26 protein-coding genes are annotated in these 21,006 nt (G+C 63.7%); 11 read left to right on the plus strand and 15 right to left on the minus strand.

The window, feature by feature from the left end:
• Positions 1 to 7 precede the first annotated feature (7 nt).
• Positions 8 to 829: a helix-turn-helix domain-containing protein gene (locus tag ACVJGD_RS12700; RefSeq protein WP_456634656.1), complete on the minus strand. Its 822-nt coding sequence runs from the start codon at positions 827 to 829 to the stop codon at positions 8 to 10.
• A 127-nt stretch (positions 830 to 956) separates the two neighbouring features.
• Here ACVJGD_RS12700 and ACVJGD_RS12705 point away from each other — a divergent pair, with 127 nt between their 5' ends.
• Together ACVJGD_RS12705 and ACVJGD_RS12710 are read left to right on the plus strand one after the other, a co-directional pair.
• Positions 957 to 1,178 carry a hypothetical protein gene (locus ACVJGD_RS12705; protein ID WP_456634657.1) on the plus strand — a complete coding sequence of 74 codons (222 nt, stop codon included), beginning with the start codon at positions 957 to 959 and terminating at the stop codon, positions 1,176 to 1,178.
• Positions 1,179 to 1,214: 36 nt separating this feature from the next.
• Positions 1,215 to 1,613 (plus strand): hypothetical protein, encoded by a 399-nt coding sequence (locus ACVJGD_RS12710; RefSeq protein WP_456634658.1) that lies wholly within the window; start codon positions 1,215 to 1,217, stop codon positions 1,611 to 1,613.
• Between the two features lie 79 nt (positions 1,614 to 1,692).
• On the opposite strand, the gene ACVJGD_RS12715 is transcribed toward ACVJGD_RS12710, so the two are convergent.
• Entirely contained in the window at positions 1,693 to 2,151 is a 459-nt protein-coding gene (locus ACVJGD_RS12715) for a group III truncated hemoglobin (RefSeq protein WP_456634659.1), read from the minus strand.
• An 84-nt stretch (positions 2,152 to 2,235) separates the two neighbouring features.
• Between ACVJGD_RS12715 and ACVJGD_RS12720 the strand changes: the two genes are divergently transcribed.
• Positions 2,236 to 2,664 carry an RrF2 family transcriptional regulator gene (locus ACVJGD_RS12720; protein ID WP_456634660.1) on the plus strand — a complete coding sequence of 143 codons (429 nt, stop codon included), beginning with the start codon at positions 2,236 to 2,238 and terminating at the stop codon, positions 2,662 to 2,664.
• Here the strand turns inward: ACVJGD_RS12720 and ACVJGD_RS12725 are convergent.
• Positions 2,661 to 3,350, minus strand: coding sequence for an SET domain-containing protein (locus ACVJGD_RS12725; protein WP_456634661.1), 690 nt, complete (start codon positions 3,348 to 3,350; stop codon positions 2,661 to 2,663). The two genes, ACVJGD_RS12720 and ACVJGD_RS12725, sit on opposite strands and share 4 nt — an antisense overlap.
• Positions 3,351 to 3,567: 217 nt before the next feature.
• On the opposite strand from ACVJGD_RS12725, the gene ACVJGD_RS12730 reads away from it, so the two are divergent.
• Positions 3,568 to 4,167, plus strand: a complete 600-nt coding sequence (locus ACVJGD_RS12730; RefSeq protein WP_456640240.1) for a hypothetical protein — start codon at positions 3,568 to 3,570, stop codon at positions 4,165 to 4,167.
• Here ACVJGD_RS12730 and ACVJGD_RS12735 read toward each other — a convergent pair whose 3' ends face one another.
• Positions 4,168 to 4,893, minus strand: coding sequence for a TetR/AcrR family transcriptional regulator (locus ACVJGD_RS12735; RefSeq protein WP_456634662.1), 726 nt, complete (start codon positions 4,891 to 4,893; stop codon positions 4,168 to 4,170).
• Positions 4,894 to 5,004: 111 nt separating this feature from the next.
• On the opposite strand from ACVJGD_RS12735, the gene ACVJGD_RS12740 reads away from it, so the two are divergent.
• From ACVJGD_RS12740 to ACVJGD_RS12755, 4 genes are all read left to right on the plus strand, one after another.
• The gene (locus tag ACVJGD_RS12740) at positions 5,005 to 6,408 is read left to right on the plus strand and encodes a carotenoid oxygenase family protein (protein WP_456634663.1); all 1,404 of its coding nucleotides are present in this window, start codon (positions 5,005 to 5,007) and stop codon (positions 6,406 to 6,408) included.
• A 241-nt stretch (positions 6,409 to 6,649) separates the two neighbouring features.
• Complete coding sequence (locus ACVJGD_RS12745; protein WP_456634664.1) at positions 6,650 to 7,225, plus strand: hypothetical protein; 576 nt, start codon at positions 6,650 to 6,652, stop codon at positions 7,223 to 7,225.
• A gap of 22 nt (positions 7,226 to 7,247) precedes the next feature.
• Positions 7,248 to 7,802, plus strand: coding sequence for an inner membrane-spanning protein YciB (locus tag ACVJGD_RS12750; RefSeq protein WP_456634665.1), 555 nt, complete (start codon positions 7,248 to 7,250; stop codon positions 7,800 to 7,802).
• An 89-nt stretch (positions 7,803 to 7,891) separates the two neighbouring features.
• Positions 7,892 to 8,188: a hypothetical protein gene (locus tag ACVJGD_RS12755; RefSeq protein WP_456640241.1), complete on the plus strand. Its 297-nt coding sequence runs from the start codon at positions 7,892 to 7,894 to the stop codon at positions 8,186 to 8,188.
• A gap of 124 nt (positions 8,189 to 8,312) precedes the next feature.
• Here the strand turns inward: ACVJGD_RS12755 and ACVJGD_RS12760 are convergent, their stop codons facing one another.
• The gene (locus ACVJGD_RS12760; RefSeq protein WP_456634666.1) at positions 8,313 to 9,968 is read right to left on the minus strand and encodes a fumarate hydratase; all 1,656 of its coding nucleotides are present in this window, start codon (positions 9,966 to 9,968) and stop codon (positions 8,313 to 8,315) included.
• Positions 9,969 to 10,216: 248 nt separating this feature from the next.
• Here ACVJGD_RS12760 and ACVJGD_RS12765 point away from each other — a divergent pair, with 248 nt between their 5' ends.
• Together ACVJGD_RS12765 and ACVJGD_RS12770 are read left to right on the plus strand one after the other, a co-directional pair.
• The gene (locus ACVJGD_RS12765; RefSeq protein WP_456640242.1) at positions 10,217 to 10,648 is read left to right on the plus strand and encodes a hypothetical protein; all 432 of its coding nucleotides are present in this window, start codon (positions 10,217 to 10,219) and stop codon (positions 10,646 to 10,648) included.
• An 83-nt stretch (positions 10,649 to 10,731) separates the two neighbouring features.
• Positions 10,732 to 11,091: a GFA family protein gene (locus ACVJGD_RS12770; RefSeq protein ID WP_456634667.1), complete on the plus strand. Its 360-nt coding sequence runs from the start codon at positions 10,732 to 10,734 to the stop codon at positions 11,089 to 11,091.
• Between the two features lie 149 nt (positions 11,092 to 11,240).
• On the opposite strand, the gene ACVJGD_RS12775 is transcribed toward ACVJGD_RS12770, so the two are convergent.
• The gene (locus ACVJGD_RS12775; protein WP_456634668.1) at positions 11,241 to 11,948 is read right to left on the minus strand and encodes a glutathione S-transferase; all 708 of its coding nucleotides are present in this window, start codon (positions 11,946 to 11,948) and stop codon (positions 11,241 to 11,243) included.
• A gap of 152 nt (positions 11,949 to 12,100) precedes the next feature.
• Here ACVJGD_RS12775 and ACVJGD_RS12780 point away from each other — a divergent pair, with 152 nt between their 5' ends.
• A complete protein-coding gene (locus ACVJGD_RS12780; RefSeq protein ID WP_456634669.1) occupies positions 12,101 to 12,496 on the plus strand; it encodes a DUF3606 domain-containing protein in 396 nt (131 codons plus the stop codon).
• Positions 12,497 to 12,686: 190 nt separating this feature from the next.
• Here the strand turns inward: ACVJGD_RS12780 and ACVJGD_RS12785 are convergent, their stop codons facing one another.
• The 9 genes from ACVJGD_RS12785 to flgB all read right to left on the minus strand — a co-directional run bounded on the left by ACVJGD_RS12785 (position 12,687) and on the right by flgB (position 20,883).
• On the minus strand, positions 12,687 to 13,364 hold the full coding sequence (locus ACVJGD_RS12785) for a lectin (RefSeq protein ID WP_456634670.1): 678 nt from the start codon (positions 13,362 to 13,364) through the stop codon (positions 12,687 to 12,689).
• 150 nt (positions 13,365 to 13,514) lie between these two features.
• Complete coding sequence (locus ACVJGD_RS12790) at positions 13,515 to 14,486, minus strand: Tim44 domain-containing protein (RefSeq protein ID WP_456634671.1); 972 nt, start codon at positions 14,484 to 14,486, stop codon at positions 13,515 to 13,517.
• Positions 14,487 to 14,724: 238 nt separating this feature from the next.
• Positions 14,725 to 17,289: a cell cycle histidine kinase CckA gene (cckA, locus tag ACVJGD_RS12795; RefSeq protein ID WP_456640243.1), complete on the minus strand. Its 2,565-nt coding sequence runs from the start codon at positions 17,287 to 17,289 to the stop codon at positions 14,725 to 14,727.
• Between the two features lie 149 nt (positions 17,290 to 17,438).
• Positions 17,439 to 18,506: a flagellar biosynthesis protein FlhB gene (flhB, locus tag ACVJGD_RS12800; protein ID WP_456634672.1), complete on the minus strand. Its 1,068-nt coding sequence runs from the start codon at positions 18,504 to 18,506 to the stop codon at positions 17,439 to 17,441.
• Between the two features lie 9 nt (positions 18,507 to 18,515).
• Positions 18,516 to 19,286, minus strand: coding sequence for a flagellar biosynthetic protein FliR (gene fliR / locus ACVJGD_RS12805; RefSeq protein WP_456634673.1), 771 nt, complete (start codon positions 19,284 to 19,286; stop codon positions 18,516 to 18,518).
• A 14-nt stretch (positions 19,287 to 19,300) separates the two neighbouring features.
• The gene (gene fliQ / locus ACVJGD_RS12810) at positions 19,301 to 19,564 is read right to left on the minus strand and encodes a flagellar biosynthesis protein FliQ (RefSeq protein WP_456634674.1); all 264 of its coding nucleotides are present in this window, start codon (positions 19,562 to 19,564) and stop codon (positions 19,301 to 19,303) included.
• 130 nt (positions 19,565 to 19,694) lie between these two features.
• Entirely contained in the window at positions 19,695 to 20,003 is a 309-nt protein-coding gene (gene fliE, locus ACVJGD_RS12815) for a flagellar hook-basal body complex protein FliE (protein ID WP_456634675.1), read from the minus strand.
• A 20-nt stretch (positions 20,004 to 20,023) separates the two neighbouring features.
• Positions 20,024 to 20,449 (minus strand): flagellar basal body rod protein FlgC, encoded by a 426-nt coding sequence (flgC, locus tag ACVJGD_RS12820; RefSeq protein WP_027583124.1) that lies wholly within the window; start codon positions 20,447 to 20,449, stop codon positions 20,024 to 20,026.
• A gap of 23 nt (positions 20,450 to 20,472) precedes the next feature.
• Positions 20,473 to 20,883: a flagellar basal body rod protein FlgB gene (gene flgB, locus ACVJGD_RS12825; protein WP_456634676.1), complete on the minus strand. Its 411-nt coding sequence runs from the start codon at positions 20,881 to 20,883 to the stop codon at positions 20,473 to 20,475.
• Positions 20,884 to 21,006: the final 123 nt, after the last annotated feature.

The following is a 21,006-nucleotide window of genomic DNA, read 5'->3' on the forward strand; positions in this document are numbered from 1 at the left end:
CAACCCGCTATTTCATGGCGTCAGCCATCTGCTTCAGCCGCTCGGCGGTCAGATCGTCGGCGGGAAAGAAGGTTTCCAATGCCAGTTCCGACAAAGTGATATCGACCGGCGTGCCGAACACCATGGTGGTGGAGAAGAAACTCAGCACTCCGCCATCGTGACGCAGCTTGAGCGGGATCGCGACATTGTCCGGCGGCAGCGGTCCCGAGCGCGCCGGGATCGGATAGCTCTTCAGGTCCCGGTAGAGCTTCAGCAATTCCGGATCGGCCGTCGCCTCGCATTGCCGGTGCAGCCGCTCCAGGAGGTGCCCGGTCCATTCGGCGAGATTGACCGTGCGCGCCGCCAGCCCCTCGGGATGAAAGGCAAGCCGGAGGATGTTGAAGGGCTGGCCGAGCAGCCGCTGCGGAATGCCCTCGAGCAGCGGCGCCACCATGCGGTTGGCGGTGACCAGATTCCAGTGGCGGTCATAGGCCAGCGCCGGGTTCGGCTCATGCGCCTTCAACACCAGGTCGATCGCCTGCCGCGCTGATTTCAGCGCGGGATCGTCGAGCGAGCGCTGCGGGAAGGCCGGTGCGAAGCCGGCCGCGACCAAGAGCACGTTGCGTTCACGCAAGGGCACCTCCAGCCGTTCGGCCAGCTTCAACACCATCTCGCGCGATGGCGCAGCGCGGCCGGTTTCCACGAAGCTCAAATGGCGCGCCGAAATATCCGCTTCGATCGCAAGATCGAGCTGGCTCAGATGGCGGCGTTGCCGCCATTCACGCAAGTGATCGCCGACATGAATCGGCCTGGTTGGTTCGGCCCGCGCCGTGGATGCATGTGCGTTCATGGCCGGAAAACTACCACGCGGCTGTCGCCCATTCCATTACGTCCGAGGTAATCGAAAGCTCTTACGTGCGAGGTAATCGAAAAGGCGCGCGGATCGCGGCATCTTCGAAAAGCAGGAGGAGATGACCATGAGACCCGACCCGAGTCCCTTCCCATCCGCCGCTGACATCGCTGTGTGGCTGCTCAACCTCGCGACGTGGCTGATCGCACGTTCGCTGCAGCTACCGGAACCGCTGGTCTACTCGACCGGCGTCTATGTCGTCGCGCAGGTGCAGGCCGCCGAGACCAGGGCGGCGAAGCGGCTTTGCCCGTTGCGCCTCATGCGTCAGCTCCGTCGGCTGTTCCGCTGAACCATCAACCCAGGCTGCAACCAGAGGAGACCCGTCATGATTCACTCGTCCCAATTCCTGCGCCGCGCATTGCTCGCCGACGCCGTCTTCAGCGGCGTTTCGGCCGTGGGCCTGACGCTTGGTGCGGGCGCCGTTGCTTCGCTCTTGAATCTGCCCGAGATGCTATTGCAGGAAACCGGGCTGTTCCTGATCGCCTATGCCGCGCTGGTCGGCTGGCTCGGCTCGCGGCCAATGGTGCCGAAAGCGCTGGTAGTGCTGGTGATCGCGGGCAATGCGCTCTGGACGCTTGCGAGCATTGCATTGCTGTTCTCGGGTGCGGTGAACCTCAATTTGCTCGGCACCATCACCGTCGTCGCGCAGGCGATCGCAACCGGCGTGTTCGCAGAACTGCAATATGTCGGCTTGCGCCGGAGCGGTGACGCGGTGATCGCGTAAGCCTTTACCAGCCGGCCCAAAAGAACGGCCGCCGTGAGCGCTCACGGCGGCCGTTCTTTCTTTTGCGTTAGACCGTGGCTCAGGCGCTTGCGGCCTCGCCGCGCCGAAACCGCTCGCCCTTGCCGAGCATCACGCCCTGCGCGCCGGCGATGCCGAGCTCGAGGCTGGCAGCGATCCGCTCCGCGCGCTCGATGAAATGCACCGCCGCCTCCGGCGGACAGATTTCACGCGCGGTCTGTTCGAACAACTCAAGCCAGCGGTCGAAATGACCGGCATCGACCGGCAACGGCAGGTGCTTTGCCATCGGCGTGCCGTGATAGCGGCCGGTCATCAGCGCGACCGACGACCAGAACGCGCACATTTGCGCAAGATGCGGCTCCCAATCCCGGATGCGTGCTTCGAACACCGGCCCAAGCACCGTATCGGCGCGGACCTTGGCATAGAAGCCGTGCACGAGGCGCTCGATCATGGCCTCGGTGATGCCGGTGTTGGCGACGATTTCGGCCGTGATCCGCTCGCGCCGCTCTGCCCCTGTCATGCCAGCTCTCCCTAAATAGGTATTCCAGATACCCATTTAGGGCAGTATGGCTGTTTCGCAAAACCGGATTTTTGCGGGGCTCCCATGCGCCTCACTCTGTTCACCGATTTCGCCCTGCGCGCCCTGATGCGGCTTGCGGGCGAGCCGACGCGTTCGTTTGCCACCAGCGAGATCGCGGCCGAATTCGGCATCTCGCGCAATCATCTGGCCAAAGTGGTGCGGAACCTTGCGGATAGCGGCTTCATCACCACCCAGCGAGGGGCTGGCGGCGGTTTTATGTTGGCGCGGCCGCCGCAGGCGATCACGCTCGGCGAGGTCGTGCGCGCGCTGGAGAGCGACCAGGCGCTGGTCGAATGTTTTCGTGAGGATGGCGGCGCCTGCGTGCTGACGCCGCGCTGCCGCCTGAAGGGAAAGCTCGCCGCGGCGCGCGAAGCCTTCTTGCGTGAGCTCGACGCCACGACGCTTGCCGAATGCGCCTATCCGGCGCGGCCGAAAACCATAAGGCAGGTCTAGGCGTGAAGCGGGATCACTGAGCTCTTGCGCTTTCCGACGACCATTTTCTTGCCGGCAGGCTGCTTGGGGCGGCCAGAGCCATTCAGGTACTTGCCATTGGCCTTGCCGTTCTTCTTTTTCGCCTTTTCCTTGGCCTTCTCTTGGGCCTTCTCTTGAGCCTTCTCTTGGGTCCTGGCTTTTTCCTGGGCCAGCTTCTCGGCTTTCCGCTTCGCCTTGCGCTCGGCCTTCTCCTTCAGCCTAAGCCGTTCCGCCCGCGCCTCGGCGCGCTTCTTCTTGCGCTTCTTCTCGCAGGAATCGCACTTGCAGCCGATCGGCTTCAGATAGGCTTTGAAATAATCGGTGCCGTAGTCGTAGTTGATCTCCTCGCCCGGCTCGATGTTCTTGATGGCGCGGATATAGATCTTGCGCTTGCGTGGGCGAACGTCGGATTCCGCGTTCGGCCTGCAGGAATGGTTGATATAGCGGGCGATGTTCGCGCGGATCGAACCGTCGATGGTCCAGCGGTTGGTGAGCTCGAACAGATATTTGTTCTCGATCTCGTCCTCATCCTTCTTCTTGGAATCCAGGAGCGGCCCGAAATAGCGGATGATCCTGCTACCCTTCTTGATCGGCTTGGTGGCGAAGAGACCGAGCCCGGTGCGGGAACGGCCGACGCGATAGGGTTTATTCGGCGATATCGAGGGCATGATAAGGTTGAAGGAACGAACGCGCGATAAAGCGACAGTTTAGGGAGCCGCTCTTCTAGGACAATTCAGCGCCGCTGTCAGGTGTTTCGCGCTTCCCGTTGAACCTTGCCCACAATGAACGCGTCTGAATAAAGCATGATCCGGTGAAGCAGGAAGCGGTTTTGCGAAAAGATCATGCTCAAACAAGGAGATGAGTTCCGCTGTGAAGCCCTGCATGATGAAGCTTGTCATAAACGCATGCGCATTTGCCATCCTGTTCACCGGCGGTCTTGACCATTCAAACGCCCAAACGTTCAGCAGCAGCTACACTTCGACGGCGCCAAAGCACTGCCGCGCGGTCGGCAAGCCGAGCGAATCCGGCGGCACGACGCAGGTTTGCCCTGGAAAATCGGGTTTCGTGGTGCTGATCGCCGAGGACGATCTGCGCGAGACTGTCTCTGTCGGTCGCGATCGTGCCGCTGCGGCCAAGGAACCGGCTGCAGAAGCCTGGTTTGCACCGTTCAATTCGACCGAACACAAGGTCGAATGGCGGACAGCCAACGGAAAACCATTCGCCATCGTCCAGCGCTGGCATATCGCCGACGGCAATGACCTCGACAAGGACGGACGCCCCAACACCAAGGCGATGCTGATGGTCACGCGTCTGCCGCCGGGCGCGGTGTGCCATGTCGCCTATGTCGATGCGAAAGCCAATCCCGACGCCAATGAGTTGGCCCGCAAGGCCGCCGACGAATTGGCGCGCGACTTCCAGTGCGGCAAGGACCAAGTCAGGATCATCGGCCAGAGCGGCCGCGCGGTGGAGCTGTTGCGGCGCTGATCAGGTCGCCGGCGGACGAACCGCCGAACTGCGCAGCATCGCGTCCAGCAGCGTCTCGACCGATGTGCCCTCAGGCAGCCGCCTCAGGACATCGGAGAGGCGATCATCGAGCAGCAGTGTGGTGAAGCCGTGCACCAGCGACCAGGCGCGCACGATCGCGGCGGCCTGGTCGAGCGACAGCTTCTGCTCCTCGATATGCTCGTGGCGGCTTTCGCCGATTGCACCAGCGAGACCGGCGAAGGCGGCGCCTGCGGCCTCGTGCAGCGAGGGTCTGGACATGTCGAGCCGCTCGGTGCGGAACATCAAGCTGTACATGCCCGGATGCGCCTGCGCATAAGCGACATAGGCCCGCGCGCGCGCCAGCGCTTTCTCCATGATGGTGGCACCGCCCGCGACGGCCGCGCGCATCGCTTCATTGAATTGCCGGAAGCCGATGGCGGCAAGCTCGCTGACCAGGCCGGTCAGATCGCCGAAATGATGCGTCGGCGCGGCATGCGAAACGCCGGCCTCGCGCGCCACCGCGCGCAGGGTCAGCCCGGCCAGCCCGTCGCGTTCGAGCACGCGCTCAGCGGCCTTCAGCAGCGCCTCGTGCAGCGCGCCATGATGATAGGGCGCATCACCCGACCGGCGCTGTCGGCGCGCCGGCCTCGCTGCGGTTTGTTTCGCCGCCTTCCGGCCCCTCGAAGGCGACGCGCTCGCCTTGTTTTCTCTCGACAATCTCGTCATGCGAATCCTTATATGTCGCAATTTTTACACTGTAAAGATTTTGCTTGACGGTCAGCATCACCGCCTGTATCGACATCTTTACGATGTAAAGATAACATGGAGGGAGTGACGATGCTCGATCAGGCGATCGCTGAGACACCGCGGACCAATTTGGCGCCGATTCCCTTTGAGGCCGATGCGCCATTCCTGAAGATATCGGGCGAGTTGCCGCGCGAGCTCAACGGCACGCTCTACCGCAACGGGCCCAATCCGCAATTCGAGGCTCCCGGCGCGCATTGGTTCGTCGGCGACGGCATGCTGCACGCCTTCCGTCTCGAGAACGGCCGCGCCAGCTATCGCAATCGCTGGGTCCGCACGCCGAAATGGCAGGCCGAGCATGATGCCGGCCGCGCATTGTTCGGCGGCTTCGGCCGCAAGCTCCCGGATGCGCCGCCCGCGACCACCACTGACGGCGGCGTCGCCAACACCAACATCATCTTCCATGCCGGCCGCCTGCTCGCACTCGAGGAAGGCCATCTGCCGACCGAGATCGAGCCCGGCACGCTGAACCGGCTCGGTTACTGCGACTATAGCGGCGCCATCCAGGGCCCCTTCACCGCGCACCCCAAGATCGACCCGAAGACCGGCGAGCTCGTGTTCTTCGGTTACAACGCCGCAGGCCCGCTGACCCCTGCCCTTTCCTTCGGCTCGGTCGATTCGTCCGGCGTGGTGACGCGCTTCGAGCGCTTTGAATCGCCCTATGCCAGCATGGTGCACGACTTCATCGTCACCGAGAACCATCTGCTGTTTCCGATCCTCCCCATCACCGGCAGCATGGAGCGCGCGATGCGCGGAAAGGCGCCTTACGCCTGGGAGCCCGACAAGGGCGCCTATGTCGGCGTGATGAAGCGGAACGGCTCCGCGCAGGACATCACCTGGTTCCGCGCCGAGAGCTGCTACGTCTTCCACGTGATGAACGCCTGGGAGGAAGGCAGCCGCATCATCGCCGACGTGATGCAGTTCGAGGAAGCGCCGCTGTTCAATCATCCTGACGGCTCGCCGACCGACCCGAAGAAGAACCGCGCGCGCTATTGCCGCTGGACCTTCGATCTCGCCGGCAATACCGACCGCTTCACGCAAACCTATCTCGACGACCTCGCCGGCGAATTCCCGCGCATCGACGATCGGCACGCGGGCCATGCCTTCGCCCATGGCTGGTACGCCTGCGCCAATCCTGACCTGCCGATGTTCGGCGCGCTCTCCGGCATCGTGCATGTCGATGGCACCGGCAAGCGCCTCGGCCGCTATCTGCTGCCCGCCGGCGACACCATCTCGGAGCCGGTATTCGTCGAGCGCAGCAGCGATGCCGCCGAGGGCGACGGCTGGCTGCTCGCGGTGGTCTGGCGGGCGCGGGAAAACCGCAGCGACCTCGCCGTGTTCAACGCGCGCGACGTCGAGACCGGCCCGATCGCGCTGGTCCATCTCGGCCACCGCGTGCCCGACGGTTTCCACGGCAATTGGGTCGGCGCGAATTGAGCCAAGCCCCTCCGTCATTCCGGGGCATCGCGCAGCGATGAACCCGGAATCCAGAGGTGACCAATCTCGAGATTCCGGGTTCGCGCTGACGCGCGCCCCGGAATGACGCGCTAAATGGCTGAAAAATCTCGATTTATCCAATCTCGCCGTTATTTTGACAGTGTAAAGATTTCGCTTGACGCCTCTCCGGCACCTCCGTATTGTATCTTTACATTGTCAAGATTAGCCTGGAGAGGCGGCCATGACGATCTTTCTCATCCTCGCCCCCTACGGTGCCTTCGCAGCCTTGCTGCTGGTGACGTCAGCGACCGCCAGCCTGTTTGCCGCCGCTGCGATCTGCTCCGCGGTCATCGCCTTCGACGTGATGCGCGGCCTCTCGATCAAGATCCTCGGCGTCGGCTCGGTGATCACCTTCGCCGCGATCGGCATTTATGTCGCTTTCGTTGATGAGCACCTCGGCACCGCATCGGTGAGGTTCGCCGTCGACACCGGCATCTTCCTGGTGTCGCTCGGCTCGATCCTCGCCCGTCGTCCGTTCACGCTGCAATATGCGCGCGAAGTGGTCGACGCTCATACCGCACAGCAGCCCGGCTTCCTGCGCGTCAACTACGTCATCACCTGGGCCTGGACCATCGCCGCGCTGCTGATGATGGTCGGCAACATCGCCGTCCTCTATGTGCCGAGCCTGCCGCTGTGGACCGGGCTTCTGATTGCGTTCGCCGCGCGCAACAGCGCGGTCTTCTTCACGAAATGGTATCCGCACTACCGCATGACGAGACACGGCACGCATCCGGTCATCGCGCTGCCCGCCAACTAAGTATCGCAGGAGAAACATCGACATGAGGGACGTGTTCGCGAGACTCGCCGGCGATTTCTTCTCGACAATCGTGTTCCTGGCGGTCTATGTCGCCACCGACAACGTTCTGCTCGCGACCGGGATCGCGATTGCCGGTGCGATCGCGCAGGTGGTGCATTCCCGCATCAAGGGCGCGTCGCTCGGCTTCATGACCTGGGCGAGCCTTGCGCTGGTGATCGTGCTCGGCAGCGCGACCCTGCTCACGAGCGATCCGCGCTTCGTCCTCGCAAAGCCGTCGATCGCGCATTTCGCGATCGGCACGATCATGCTGAGGCGCGGCTGGATGCTGCGCTACATGCCGCCGATCGTGGTCCAGACCATTCCGGAATATGTCACCCTCGCCGGCTACGCCTGGGCTGCATTGATGTTTGCGATCGGCGCCGGCACCATCGCGGTGGCCGCGACCGGCGACATCAAGCTGTGGGCGGCCTATGTGACTGCGGTCGCGGCCGGCTTGAAGATCGCCGCCTTCGCGATCCAATACGTCCTCTTCCGCATCATCGTGACAAGCCGGCTGCGCGCAGCCGCCCGCGCTTAATCATCGCAGGAAGAAATAGATCGTTGGGCATGCACGACGAGATAGGCTATATCGCCGTCCGGCTTCACCTTAACCTCGGAGAGACAGGCATGGCGGTGGACGGAAACTGGAATCTCATCATGAGCACGCCGATGGGCGAACGTCAGTCGACGCTGTCGTTGAAGAACTCGGGCGGCACGCTCACGGGCACGCACAGCGCCGAAGGCACCGACATCGAGATCTTCGACGGCACGACCAGCGGCGACGACGTCGCCTGGAAGGTTTCCATCACCAACCCGATGCCGCTCACGCTCGAATTCATCGGAAAGGTGACGGGCGACAGCATCGCTGGCGAAATGGGCATTGGTCCGATGGGCAGCTTCCCGTTCACGGGGACGAGGGCGTAACGTTTCAGCCGTCGTCCCGGGACCCATACGCCGCGGCAGTAGTCATCTGGCGGGATGGTCGACGGCTTTCTCTCAACAATGACCGCTGGTGGTTATGGGTCCCGGCTCAAGGCCGGGACGACATCTAGCCCAGATTCAGCTCCTTGAAGAAGTCGTTGCCCTTGTCATCGATGATGATGAAGGCCGGGAAGTCCACGACCTCGATGCGCCAGATCGCTTCCATGCCGAGCTCGGGATATTCGACCACCTCGACCTTCTTGATGCAGTGCTCGGCGAGGTTCGCCGCAGCGCCGCCGATCGAGCCGAGATAGAAGCCGCCGTGCTTCTTGCAGGCTTCGCGCACCGCCGGCGCGCGGTTGCCTTTCGCCACCATCACCATCGAGCCGCCGGCGGCCTGGAACTGGTCGACGAAGGAATCCATGCGCCCGGCCGTGGTCGGACCGAACGCGCCGGAGGCGTAGCCATCCGGCGTCTTGGCGGGACCGGCGTAATAGACCGGATGGTTCTTGAAGTAGTCCGGCAGCGGCTCGCCGCGGTCCAGCCGCTCGCGCAGCTTGGCATGCGCGGCATCGCGCGCGACGATCATGGTGCCTGTCATGGAAACGCGCGTCTTGATCGGGTGCTTCGACAGTGTCGCCAGGATGTCCTTCATCGGCTGGTTCAGATCGATCTTGACGACCTCGCCGCCGAGCGACTGCTCGACCTGCGGCAGATACTGCGCCGGATTGTGCTCGAGCTCTTCCAGATAGACGCCGTCCTTGGTGATCTTGCCGAGCACCTGGCGGTCCGCCGAGCAGGATACGCCGAGCCCGATCGGCAGCGAGGCGCCGTGGCGCGGCAGCCGGATCACGCGCACGTCGTGACAGAAATATTTGCCGCCGAACTGCGCGCCGACGCCGAGTGACTGCGTCATCTTGTGGATTTCCTGCTCCATCTCCAGATCGCGGAACGCGTTGCCGTCGGCCGAGCCGTGCGTCGGCAGCGCGTCGAGATAGCGCGCGGAAGCGAGCTTCACTGTCTTCATGCAGAGCTCGGCCGAGGTGCCGCCGATCACGATCGCGAGGTGATAGGGCGGGCACGCCGCGGTGCCGAGCGTGAGGATCTTCTCCTTCAGGAACGCCAGCAGCCGGTCCTTGGTCAGCACCGACGGCGTCGCCTGGAACAGGAAGCTCTTGTTGGCAGAGCCGCCGCCCTTGGCCATGAACATGAACTTGTAGGCATCATCGCCCTCGGCGTAGATCTCGCACTGCGCCGGCATGTTGTTGGCGGTGTTCTTCTCCTCATACATCGAGAGCGGCGCCACCTGCGAATAGCGCAGGTTGCGGCGCAGATAGGCGTCGCGCGCGCCCTCCGACAGCGCCGCCTCGTCGTCGCCGTCGGTGATGACGTTGCAGCCCTTCTTGCCCATGATGATCGCGGTGCCGGTGTCCTGGCACATCGGCAGCACGCCGCCGGCGGCGATATTGGCGTTCTTGAGGAAATCGAAGGCGACGAACTTGTCGTTGTCGCTGGCCTCCTTGTCGTCGAGGATGTTGCGAAGCTGCTTCAGATGCCCTGGGCGCAGGTAGTGGTTGATCTCGCCGAACGCGGCCTCCGACAGCGCCCGCAGCGCCTCGCGCGACACCACCAGCATGTCCCGGCCCAGCACCTTCTCGACCCGAACGCCATCCGCCGTGATCTTCTTGTACGGCGTCGCGTCCTTCCCCAGCGGGAACAGCGGCGTGTGCCTATAGGGCGGAACGGGCTTGGACTGGTCGGGGAAGGCGGTGGGAGCGTTCATGGGCATGATCTCAGGTTGGGACCGGGAACGTCGGCCCGGCATCTAGAGCCGTTCTAAGCATTTTTGCCGCAAAAGGAAGGCGTGGGAACGCTCGGCAGCGATCCGAGCATCTGCGGTCTCGCGCAAGGCTGGCATATTGACGCAACCCGCTCGACCCTGCATTGAACCCGTGTGGTTTTCCATGCCGGCAGGGGGCATCCGTGACCAGAACACTCGTATTACGCCTTCGAGGTGCGGCGCTCGTCGCGATGATCGGGCTTTTCGCCGCCCTCACCGCCTCGACGGCACACGCCGACCAGTGCGACGACATCGCCAAGCAGCTTGCGAGCCAGATCGACGGCCTCAAGGTCAACTTCAAGGCCGCCAACATCGTCTATCTGACTCATCCCGCGACCAGGGAATTGTCGCTCGGCTGCCGTGGCAGGAACTACTCCATCGAGCTCTATGCCAAGGGCGACCGGAAGCCGAAGCCGGAATTCTATCAATTGGTCAGCTCGGCGGCGGCGATCATCTTCACTGTGCCGAAGGACGACACCACGACCGGCGCCACCCGCTGCCTGAAGCGCATGGGCCTGCTGCGCGGCGACAAGGTCAGCATGCGCTTCCGCCGACTCAACATGGACTGCACGCGCACCAGGACCGAGGCGTCGATCGCGATCACGCGCGGCAAAGACGAATAGCGCACCACTCCACGGACCCCGCCCCGCTGACTGCGCCGCGCCGCTGCGCTATCATCCCTTCCCCGGATGTGGTGAGGACGACGATGCCTGACAGCAAAACCTATACCGGCGGCTGCCATTGCGGACAGGTGCGGTTCGAATGCACCAGCGATCTCGCCATGGTGACCAATTGCAACTGCTCGATCTGCACCAAGAAGGGCCTTCATTTCACCTTCCTGCCGCCGAGGAGCTTTCAGCTGCGCGCCGGCGAGGAAAATCTGAAGGAATACCTCTTCAACAAGCACGCCATCCGCCATCAATTCTGCATCGACTGCGGCGCCGAGGTGTTTGCCTATGGCAGGAAGCCCGACGGCACCGATGTGGTGGCGCTGAACGTGAGCTGCATCGATGGCATCGAACTATCGAAGCTCGCGATGACGCCGTTCGACGGGCGAAACCTGTGACGGATGTCGTAGGGTGGGCAAAGCGGAGCGTGCCCACCATTACGAGCAGCGAGCTTGAGGGTGGGCACGCTTCGCTTTGCCCACCCTACGATTGCTGTTGCCGCATCACGCCGTCAAGCCCGGCCATGACGAACGGATAGAGCGACACTTCATAAATCCAATTCCTTGTAGCGGCGGAAGATCCCCTGCTCGTTGAACGGAATCCGCCGCTCGCTCGCCAGATACGTCTTGATGTTCGGCCGCTCGGCGACACGGTCGCGCAATTCGATCAGGCGGGGAACGTTCTCCTCGAACGCCCGCATATGCTTCGGGAACGCGTAGCGCAGGCCCTCCACGATCTGGAACAGCGACAGATCGACATAGGTCACACGGCGACCGCTGACGTAAGCACCGCCATTCGCCTCCACGATGTCTTCAAAATAGCCGAGATATTTTGGGACCCGCTCCTTCCAGAACTCCGCGGTGCGCTTCTTCGCCGGCGCCTTCTGGTCCTCGTAATAGAGCGTCGGCCCGAGCGGATGATGGGTGTCGTGAACTTCCAGCACGAGATCGGCGATCGTGAGCTGCATTTGATGCACCCAAAGCCGTCCCCCTTCCGCCTTCGGCGCGAGGCCGTGGCGCGCGCCGAGAAAGAACAGGATGTTGGCGGTCTGCCCGATTACGAGCTTACCGGCCTTCAGGAACGGCGGCGCGAAGGGCGGCGTGCCCTTGCCCGCTTCCATCATCGACATCATTGCGCTTGTTCCGCCCGCGCCGCGCGCGACATCGTCATAATCAGCACCGGCATCCTCCAACGCGAGCCGCACATATTCGCCGCGGCCCTGAATGTCGGGCCAGTAATAGAGCTGATAGCGCATGGACGAGCCTCCCTCGAACCGGCTCACCGCAATAACACACTCCTGTGGCCAGTGCTCCGCAGCCGCGTGATCGCAATTGTTCGAAAGCGCGCGACGATGTTAGCCTGTTCCGGTCTTGGAACATCCGATTCCCGCTCGGACAGGAGAATGTGATGGCGGATAGCAAGAAGAAGCGCGGCGGCAGCGATCGCGCACGGATCGCGTTGAGCGAGGCTTACGAGGTCGCCTATTGGTCGAAGAAGTTCAAGGTCACACCGGCCAAGCTGAAATACGCCGTCAAGAAAGTCGGACACTCCGCCAAGAAGGTGGAAGCCTATTTCAAGGAGCAGACACATCTTGCCGCGGACCGAGCGCGGATTGCGGTGAGCGAGCCTTATGAAGTGCGCTATTGGTCCAAGAAGTTCAGGGTCACGCCGGCCAGGCTGAAGGCTGCCGTCGCCGCCGTGGGCCATTCATCGAAGAAAGTCGCGGCCTATGTGGCGAAGAAGAAGACGGCTCCCAAGAAGAAGGTAGCGAAGAAGAAAGTTGCCAGGAAGAAGGCCGCCTGAGCGCTCGCGAGAGCATGATGAGATAAGGTCGAATTACGTCCGCGATGGGCGCTGGGTCTCTTCACCTCTCCCGTAGGGAGAGGTCGGCGTGTAACGCCGGGTGAGGGGATTTGCTCTATCGAGGGACCATAACCCCTCACCCGCGCCTTCGGCGCGACCTCTCCCTACGGGAGAGGTGATCGTCGCGGATTCAGTTCGCGGCGAAACAGTACAGCAAGCCGTCGCCGCCGGTGCTCTTCAGATCGGCCTGCGAGCAGCCACCGTCCGGCCCACGCGAAGGATGCGATGAGTTCCAGGATTTGGACGGCTCGTCGTCGCGCAGGCCAAGACGGTCGAAATGGCCGACCACGGCGGCGCCCTGCGTGCTGCTCGTCCAGTTCTTGCAGGTGCGATCCTCGCCGGCGGCAAACGCGGTACCGTCCGCTTGCGAGCCGGTCAGCACGTCGTGACGGTTCGGCCTGTCGCCGCTGCCGTTGATGACCTCGCCTTTTTCGGAGAGCGCGGTCTGCTTGGTGAGATTGTTGCCCGCGCTGTGGAGGTCGGCGACGTTCTTCGCGATCACCACGCCCTTCACATTCTGCCACGGCCCTTTGCCGATGCGGTCGCGCGCATTCACGGCGGGCTGGCCGTCGGCCGCCTGCGTCGACAGATAGGCACGCCAGGTTTTCGGTGCACCAAAGCCCGCCGCCTGCGCCAGCGTCTGGCAGTGATTGTCGGCCCCCGCAAGCCCGCCGAGATTGCCGCCATTGCCGACGCCGTTGCTGGTCAGAAAGAAGCTGGCGTTGGCCGACTGCGCCCCTGCCGGCTGCACCGCGAAAGCGGCGAGCGCGAAACATGTCGGCGCAAGGATGCTGGCACAAATCTTCATTTCATCCTCCCGGTTGTTTTTGGCTCCTGACATCAACCCGTAGGGGTACCTATTATTCCAGTCCTGCAACCGCGAAAATGAACCGCGCAAAAGCAAAAGGCGCCGCGGAACGAACCGCAGCGCCTTGATGTTGCGTGGTCTAGCGGACGATCAGTTCGTCTGCTGGATCGCCGAGAGTTCCCAGTCGCTGCCGCGCCGGCGCACGAAGGTCCAGACCTCCGTCGCTTCCTGCGGCTGCTCTCCGCCGCCGACCGGCCGGCCGGTGTTGCGGTCGAGCATCTGGTCGACCAGCGAGAAGCGCATCGCCACCGTGGCGTAATCGGACTCGCCCTCGCGCCAGGCTTCGGCAAGATCGCCCTGCAACAGCTTCACGTTCGTCACCTTGTTGATGACGTTGCGGGCCTTGTTCTCCTCCAGGTCCTTCGAGAAGTAGGAGACCATCTCGGGCGTCGCGAGCGTGTGCAGCTTGGCGATATCCTCGTTCGACCATGCAGCCTGGACCTCGCCGAGCAGACGCTCGAAGGCCTCATAGTCAGCCGGCGCGATTTCCAGCGGCGCGCTGGCCGAACCAAGCCCGAAGCCCATGCTCGAGCGGTAGTTCGGCTGCGGGCCGACGCCGGGTGCAGGTGTCGGTCTGCCGGCATAGGCGGCGGCCGGTGTCTGGCGGCGCTGCCACCACGACATCGCCAGCCGCACCACCAGCACGATCAGGCCGATCTGCAGCAACAGGCCAAGGATCGACGACAAGCCGCCGAGACCGGAGAACAGGCCGCCGCCGAACAGCAGGCCGAACAGGCCGGCACCGAGGAAGCCCGCGGCAAGGCCGCCGAGCAGGCCGCGGCCCATGCCGCCCCGGTTGAACAAGCCGCCCGAATTCGCGGCCGGCGAACCCATGTTGGTGCCCGGCTGGCTATAGGTGCGGTTGAGGGGTTGCGTCATGCCGGGCGCGGTGTTCGTGCTGGGCGGAGCGGCGAAGCTCCGCGAGCCGCGGGAACCCGAGCCGAAGCCGCCGCCGGCGCGGGCGTCGGCCGCCGAAATGCTGATAGCTGTGAGGGGCAGCGCCAGCGCGATCGCGACGGCGATGGCCCGGACAATTCCGCGCGTATGTTGCGTGAAATTCATGTGTGTTTCCTTGAATCCCCGCCATGGGGAGAGTGGCATTAAGATGGGCATGGCTGCCCAAAAGGGAAGCGGGAAAAGGAACCACGACTGCGGCCCTCAGTCGCGGGGATGTGACAATAGCCCGTCTTTTCCCGGGTTTTTGCGGATCTTTAACCCTGTCATTGCGACTGAAACGCGGCTTTCCCCGGCTGCTTTCCGTGGAGGCAGGTTGCTTCGCCGCTTCCCTGTCGCGGTCGCGCTACTGCAGCGTCATCGTCTCCTTCACGGCGGCGACGAGCTGTGTCAGCGTGAACGGTTTCGGCAGGAAGGCGAATTGCTGGTTCTCCGGCAGGCTCTTCTCGAAGGCATCCTCGGCATAGCCGGAGACAAAGATGATCTTCAGCTCCGGATTGCGGCTGCGCATTTCCTTGAGCAGCGTCGGGCCGTCCATCTCGGGCATCACCACGTCGGAGACGACAAGGTCGATCGCGCCGTTCTGCTCGTCGAAGGCCTCCATCGCCTCGATGCCGTTGGACGCCTCGATCACGCTGTAGCCGCGCGAGCGCAGGCCGCGGGCATTCAGTGAACGCAGGCCATCCTCGTCTTCGACCAAAAGGATCGTGCCCTGTCCGGTCAGGTCAGGTTTCGGCTTCGGCGGTTCGGCCGCCGGCTCCCTGGCCGCGCCATTGGTCGGCTGCGGCTCCGGCACGACCTCCTGCTCGGGCCGGTGGCGCGGCAGGAAGATGCGGAAGGTGGTGCCCTCGCCGGGCGTGGAATCGACGTACACGAAGCCGCCGGTCTGCTTGACGATGCCATAGACCGTCGAAAGCCCAAGCCCCGTGCCCTTGCCGACCTCCTTGGTCGAGAAGAACGGCTCGAAGATCTTGTCGATGATCTCAAGCGGAATGCCGGTGCCGGTATCGGTGATGTCGATCCGTACATAGTCCGCCGCCGGCAGGCCCTTGTAGGAGAGCTGGCCGGCTTCCTCGGCCGCGACGTTCTGGGTCTTGATGATCAGCTTGCCGCCGTCCGGCATCGCGTCGCGCGCATTGACGGCGAGATTGACGATCACCTGCTCGAACTGGGAGACATCGACCTTCACCGGCCAGAGGTCACGCCCGTGCACGAGGTCGAGCTTCACCTTCTCGCCGATCAGCCGGCGCAGCAGCATGGTCAGGTCGCTCAATGCGTCGCCGAGGTCCAGCACCTGCGGCCGCAGCGTCTGGCGGCGCGAGAACGCGAGCAGTTGCCGCACCAGCGTCGCCGCACGGGTCGCGTTCTGCTTGATCTGCATGATGTCCTGGAACGACGGATCGGTCGGCTTGTGCGCGTTCAACAGGAAATCGTTCGCCATCATGATGGCTGAGAGCACGTTGTTGAAATCGTGCGCGATGCCGCCGGCCAATTGGCCGACCATGTCCATCTTCTGCGACTGGTTGATCTGGTTTTCCAGCGTGCGCCGCTCGGTGGTCTCGAGCATGTAGACGATCGCGGCCTCGGCATCGCGCTCGTCCTCCTCCACCGCGGAGACGAAGAACTGCGCCCAGCGTTCCTTGGCCCCGTCGAGCATGACCTCGACCGGCGCGATGTCGCCCCTGCCCTCGGCCGCCTGGTTGATCGCTGCGATCACCAGGCTGCGGTCGCGCGGATTGACGGCGCGGAAGATGGACTTGGCGGCCGAGCCCTCCGCATTCAGGCCTTGCGCGAGCTTGGCGTAGCGGGCATTGGCCCGCACCACATTGCCGCCGCGGTCCACGGTGGCGATCGCCATCGGCGTGTGGTCGAAGAAGCGCATGAAGCGTACTTCGGCGGCGCGCTCGGGATCGGAATGCTCGTCGCGGGCGCGGCTGATGACGAGCGTGCGCGAGGCCCCTCGCGTGCCGTCGGCGCCGAAGGCGAGCTTGTGATAGAGGCGCACCGGCACGGTCTTGCCGCCGCGCCTGCGCAAATCGATGTCGAATACTTCCGTCTTCACCTCGCCCGGCGCCGGCACGATCGAGGTGAGCAGCGCGGCGCCGTCGCCGGAGACGATGTCGGTGAGCCTCAAGCCGCCCGAGCCGATCTCGGCAAGATCGTAATCGAGCCAGTTGGCGAGCGTCGCGTTGACATAGGCGATCTCGCCTGACGGCGTGACCGAGAAGAAGCCGCAAGGCGCGTGATCGAGATATTCGATCGCGTGCTGCAGTTCCTTGAAGACGTCCTCCTGGCGCTCGCGGTCGCGGGTGATGTCGGCGATCGACCACACCGCATATTTCTGTTCGCGCTTGCTCTGGCCGAGCGGCCGCACCCGCATCCTGAGCCACCGCCCGTGCAGGCCGTCATGGCCGGCGATGCGGACCTCCTCCTGCTGCCGCTTGCCTTCGCGCGCGGCCTTGAGCAGGCGGAACACGGCCTCGGAAACGTCAGGATTGCCGATGAAGACACGCTCGACCGGCCGGACCTCCTGCGGGCTGGAGGCCCCGGTCAGCGCCAGATAGGCGGCGTTGGAATAGACCACGTGGCCGTGGGAATCCGTGACCGCCAGGCCGTCATAGGCATGGTTGGCGATCCGGCCCATCACGGGATCGTCGGTGGAACGGTCGGAGAAACGGATGATCCCGGCGGCAAAGGCGAACAGGCTGAACAGCCCGACCATGGCCAGCAGCGCCAGCACGCCGAGGATATAGGGCTGCGCCTGGGCACGGCCGATGGTCATCAGCGCGATCGCCACCGCGACGAGGCCGGCCGCCACCAGCAGCACCAGGATGATGCTGCCGCTCCGCCGCGGCGGTTCGTGGGCCACGAACGGCTCGGCAGGCGGGTTGTGATCGGTCTCGGCGGTCATCGAAGGAAACTGCCCGTCGGCGGTGAAGGCGTGCAGATTCGCCCGCCCTCCTGAGTGCCTCAATCGGAGCTTGGAGCGCAAGTCCATCAGGCCGCCATTTCCCAGGTTAAGCCCATCTCAGGCCGGTTTCGTTCCATTTCTCAGGTCCACTATCCCGAAAGCCCGCGCCGCTTCAGGCCCATGACGTAGCCGATGATTTCGGCGACCGCATGATAGTGTTCGACCGGAATTTCCTCGTCGATGTCGACGGTTGCATAGAGGGCGCGGGCCAGCGGCACGTTCTCGACGATCGGGATGTCGTGATCCTTGGCGATCTCCCTGATCTTGAAGGCGATGATGTCGACGCCCTTGGCGACGCAGACCGGCGCCTGCATGCTGCGGTCGTAGGCGAGCGCCACCGAGTAGTGGGTCGGGTTGGTGATGACCACGCTCGCCTTGGGAACCGCGGCCATCATCCGCTTCTTCATGCGCTGCTGCCGCAACTGGCGGATGCGCCCCTTGATGTGCGGATCGCCTTCCGACTGCTTGAACTCCTCCTTCATCTCCTGCAGCGACATCTTCTGCCGCTCGTACCACTGCCGGTACTGGAAGAAATAGTCGGCGATCGCCACCGCGGCGAGCATGGCGACCACCGCCCCCATCAGGTGCACGGTCAGGCTGGTGGTGGCGGGCAGGATCGAGGCGACATCGATCCTGAGCAGCGATTCCAGCCGGTGCCACTCCGGCCACAGCACCGCCGTCATGACCGCGCCGAGCGCGACCAGCTTGAAGATGCCTTTGAGGAAATTCGCCGCCGCCTGCTTGCCGAAAATGCGCTTGAAGCCGGCACCGGGCGAGATTTTGTTGAATTTGGGTTTGAGCTGCTCCGTCGACCACACCAGCCGGTGCTGGATCATGTTGCCGGCGATCGCAGCCAACATCAGCATCAAGAGCGGAATGCCGACGGCGGCAATCACCGCGATGCCCAGCGTCTGCGTCAGCGACAGCAGTCCCGGGCCGTCGGTCCTGATCATCCAGGACTTGGCGATCAGGTTGCGCAGCGGCGTCAGGATGCCTGCTGCCGTCGAGTTCGAGAAGGTCGACAGCACCAGCGTGCCGCCCGCGATCACGAACCAGGTGTTGACCTCCTGGCTCTTGGCGACGTCGCCCTTCTCGAGCGCGTCATCAAGGCGCTTTTGCGTGGGGTCTTCTGTTTTGTCGTCGGTATCCTCGGCCATGGCGGCTCCCTATTTCAGTGGCGTGAGCTGGTGCATGACGCCGATGAAGTAATCGAGATAGGTCCCCATCATCGCGGCGATCACCACGGCGAGGATCAGGAACCCGGCGAGGATCGAGAGCGGCACGCCGACGAAATAGACCTGCATCTGCGGCATCAGCCGCGCCAGCACGCCAAGCCCGATATTGAAGACGAGGCCGAACACCAGGAAAGGCGCGGAAAGCTGCAGGCCGATCTTGAACGCCTCGGCAAAGGCGCGCGTCGCCAGCGCCGCCACGTCGCCGGTCGGCATCGGCGCGCCCGGCGCGAAGATCCGGTAGCTCTCGTTCAGCGCCGCGATCACCAGATGGTGGGTGTCGGTGGCAAACAGCAGCGTCATGCCGAGGATGGTGAGGAAGTTGCCGATCAACTGCCCCTGCTGGCCCTGGGTCGGATCGATCGCGGTGACGAAGCCGAGCCCGAGCTGCTGGGCGATCACCGAGCCCGCGACCGCGAGCGCCGACAGGGTCACGCGCGCGGTCGCGCCGAGCACGATGCCGATAACGATCTCGTGCATCATCAGCACCATCAGCGAGCTCACCGATGTCATGTCGACATGATAGGCATTGCGGTGCAGCGGCAGGATGATCAGCGTCAAGAGCAGCGCGATCCCGAGCTTGACCCGCACCGGGATGTTGCTCTCGCCGAATCCCGGCAGCAGCATCACCATCGACCCCATGCGGGCAAACACCAGCACGAAGGTCGCGGCGAGCGCCGGCAGCAGGGAAACGTCGATGCGCATCTACCCACAGTGCATCAACCGCCGATGATTCGCGACGATATCCGCATCATGTGAGCGTGCAGCGCGTCAGCCATGAACGGCAGCGCCAACAGCAGCGTCACGAAAATCGCGAGGATCTTCGGCACGTAGATCAGCGTCTGCTCCTGGATCTGCGTCAGCGCCTGGAACAGCGACACGATCACGCCGACCACGAGGCCGACGACCATCAGGGGTGACGACACCACCACGATGGTCCAGATCGCATCGCGCGCCACGTCGAGGGTTTCAGCACCGGTCATTTCATTTCCTCTCTGTCTCCCCTCATGGTGAGGAGGCGCGGAGCGCCGTCTCGAACCATGAGGCCCCGATCTCGCTCGTGGCCATCCTTCGAGACGCCGGCTGCGCCGGCTCCTCAGGATGAGGACCGAACTAGATCGGCATCTTCATGATGTCTTCATACGACTGGATCACCCGATCCCGCACCGACACCAGGGTCGAGACCGCGACGTCGGTCTCCGCGACCGCCGTCACCACGTCCATCACATTGGCCCGGCCCGAAGTCATCGCCACGGTCTGGGCATCGGACTTGCGACCCGCGTCCATGACGCTGCCGATGGCTTCCTTCACCAGCGCGCCGAACGAGGGGCCAGTGGTCTCGCCGCCCTTCTCAGCGCCGCCCCGCTCCATCATGCGGGCGAGGCTGGCATAGGCGTTGGCGGCAACTGTCGGTGTAGCCATGATTGATCGCTTCCTGTTCTTTACGACTTGAGGATATCGAGCGTGCGCTGGATCATCCGCCGCGTCGCGCTGATGATGTTGAGGTTCGCCTCGTAGGATCGCTGGGCGTCGCGCATGTCGGTCATTTCGACCAGCGGGTTGACGTTAGGATATTTCACATTGCCGGTTGCATCCGCGGCCGGATTGCTCGGCTCGTATTTGACACGGAATGCCGACTGGTCGGGCCGGACCCTGCCGAGCGCCACAACCTTGGCGTCCAGCGTGCGGTCCAGCGCGGAGGAGAAGGTCGGCACCTTGCGGCGGTAGGGATCCCCGCCGGCGGTCTGCGCCGTCGAATCGGCGTTGGCGATATTTTCCGAGATCACCCGCATGCGGCCGGCCTGCGCGCGCAGGCCGGAGGTGGCAATCGCCATCGAGCGGGCGAAATCGCTTCCATCGTCGGCCATGATCCCTTCCCCCTAAAAATCCGTCAGCGCTTGCCGATCGCGGTTTTGATCAGCCCGAGGCTGCGGCTGTAGAGCGAGGTCACCGCCGCATAATCCATCTGGTTGGCGGAGACCTTCAGCATCTGCTCTTCCAGGTTGACGGCGTTGCCGGCCGGCCTGGTCATGAAAGCGTTCTTCCCGCCGTCATGGTCGAAATTCTCCGGCGCACCGGACGCCGCGATATGCCCGGTGCTGGTCCGCAGCATCGGCAATGTGCCCATCGATCCGCCGACGGCTGCGCCATTGCGGTCGAAGGTCGGCTCGACCAGGTCGCGCGGCTTGAAGTTCGGCGTATCCGAATTGGAGACGTTCTCGGCGAGCACCCGCTGGCGCTCCTGGTGCCACTGCATCTTGGTACGCAGCGCTGACAGGATCGGTAGATCGTTGATGGACATCGCCGTGCCCCCGTTAACCTCTGGGGCCGTCCCCGAGGTAGGCAGAATTTGCCCGGTGTATGGTTAACGGCTGGTTAAATTGTTCCGGCAGGTCGTGGACAGGACCACCGACAACTCGCGAAA

The sequence above is a fragment of the Bradyrhizobium sp. USDA 10063 genome, assembly GCF_054063735.1.

Coding starts and splice junctions, on each gene's coding strand:
- ACVJGD_RS12760 (WP_456634666.1), bottom strand. CDS start 9,968: ATGAACGCTCCCACCGCCTTCCCCGACCAGTCCAAGCCCGTTCCGCCC.
- ACVJGD_RS12775 (WP_456634668.1), bottom strand. CDS start 11,948: ATGCGCTATCAGCTCTATTACTGGCCCGACATTCAGGGCCGCGGCGAA.
- cckA (WP_456640243.1), bottom strand. CDS start 17,289: ATGACCGCCGAGACCGATCACAACCCGCCTGCCGAGCCGTTCGTGGCC.
- flgB (WP_456634676.1), bottom strand. CDS start 20,883: ATGTCCATCAACGATCTACCGATCCTGTCAGCGCTGCGTACCAAGATG.
- ACVJGD_RS12715 (WP_456634659.1), bottom strand. CDS start 2,151: ATGACAGGGGCAGAGCGGCGCGAGCGGATCACGGCCGAAATCGTCGCC.
- ACVJGD_RS12725 (WP_456634661.1), bottom strand. CDS start 3,350: ATGCCCTCGATATCGCCGAATAAACCCTATCGCGTCGGCCGTTCCCGC.
- ACVJGD_RS12745 (WP_456634664.1), top strand. CDS start 6,650: ATGACGATCTTTCTCATCCTCGCCCCCTACGGTGCCTTCGCAGCCTTG.
- ACVJGD_RS12750 (WP_456634665.1), top strand. CDS start 7,248: ATGAGGGACGTGTTCGCGAGACTCGCCGGCGATTTCTTCTCGACAATC.
- ACVJGD_RS12785 (WP_456634670.1), bottom strand. CDS start 13,364: ATGAAGATTTGTGCCAGCATCCTTGCGCCGACATGTTTCGCGCTCGCC.
- ACVJGD_RS12770 (WP_456634667.1), top strand. CDS start 10,732: ATGCCTGACAGCAAAACCTATACCGGCGGCTGCCATTGCGGACAGGTG.
- fliE (WP_456634675.1), bottom strand. CDS start 20,003: ATGGCTACACCGACAGTTGCCGCCAACGCCTATGCCAGCCTCGCCCGC.
- ACVJGD_RS12720 (WP_456634660.1), top strand. CDS start 2,236: ATGCGCCTCACTCTGTTCACCGATTTCGCCCTGCGCGCCCTGATGCGG.
- ACVJGD_RS12780 (WP_456634669.1), top strand. CDS start 12,101: ATGGCGGATAGCAAGAAGAAGCGCGGCGGCAGCGATCGCGCACGGATC.
- flhB (WP_456634672.1), bottom strand. CDS start 18,506: ATGGCCGAGGATACCGACGACAAAACAGAAGACCCCACGCAAAAGCGC.
- ACVJGD_RS12710 (WP_456634658.1), top strand. CDS start 1,215: ATGATTCACTCGTCCCAATTCCTGCGCCGCGCATTGCTCGCCGACGCC.
- ACVJGD_RS12735 (WP_456634662.1), bottom strand. CDS start 4,893: ATGACGAGATTGTCGAGAGAAAACAAGGCGAGCGCGTCGCCTTCGAGG.
- flgC (WP_027583124.1), bottom strand. CDS start 20,449: ATGGCCGACGATGGAAGCGATTTCGCCCGCTCGATGGCGATTGCCACC.
- ACVJGD_RS12790 (WP_456634671.1), bottom strand. CDS start 14,486: ATGAATTTCACGCAACATACGCGCGGAATTGTCCGGGCCATCGCCGTC.
- ACVJGD_RS12740 (WP_456634663.1), top strand. CDS start 5,005: ATGCTCGATCAGGCGATCGCTGAGACACCGCGGACCAATTTGGCGCCG.
- ACVJGD_RS12765 (WP_456640242.1), top strand. CDS start 10,217: ATGATCGGGCTTTTCGCCGCCCTCACCGCCTCGACGGCACACGCCGAC.
- ACVJGD_RS12705 (WP_456634657.1), top strand. CDS start 957: ATGAGACCCGACCCGAGTCCCTTCCCATCCGCCGCTGACATCGCTGTG.
- ACVJGD_RS12755 (WP_456640241.1), top strand. CDS start 7,892: ATGGCGGTGGACGGAAACTGGAATCTCATCATGAGCACGCCGATGGGC.
- fliQ (WP_456634674.1), bottom strand. CDS start 19,564: ATGACCGGTGCTGAAACCCTCGACGTGGCGCGCGATGCGATCTGGACC.
- fliR (WP_456634673.1), bottom strand. CDS start 19,286: ATGCGCATCGACGTTTCCCTGCTGCCGGCGCTCGCCGCGACCTTCGTG.
- ACVJGD_RS12700 (WP_456634656.1), bottom strand. CDS start 829: ATGAACGCACATGCATCCACGGCGCGGGCCGAACCAACCAGGCCGATT.
- ACVJGD_RS12730 (WP_456640240.1), top strand. CDS start 3,568: ATGAAGCTTGTCATAAACGCATGCGCATTTGCCATCCTGTTCACCGGC.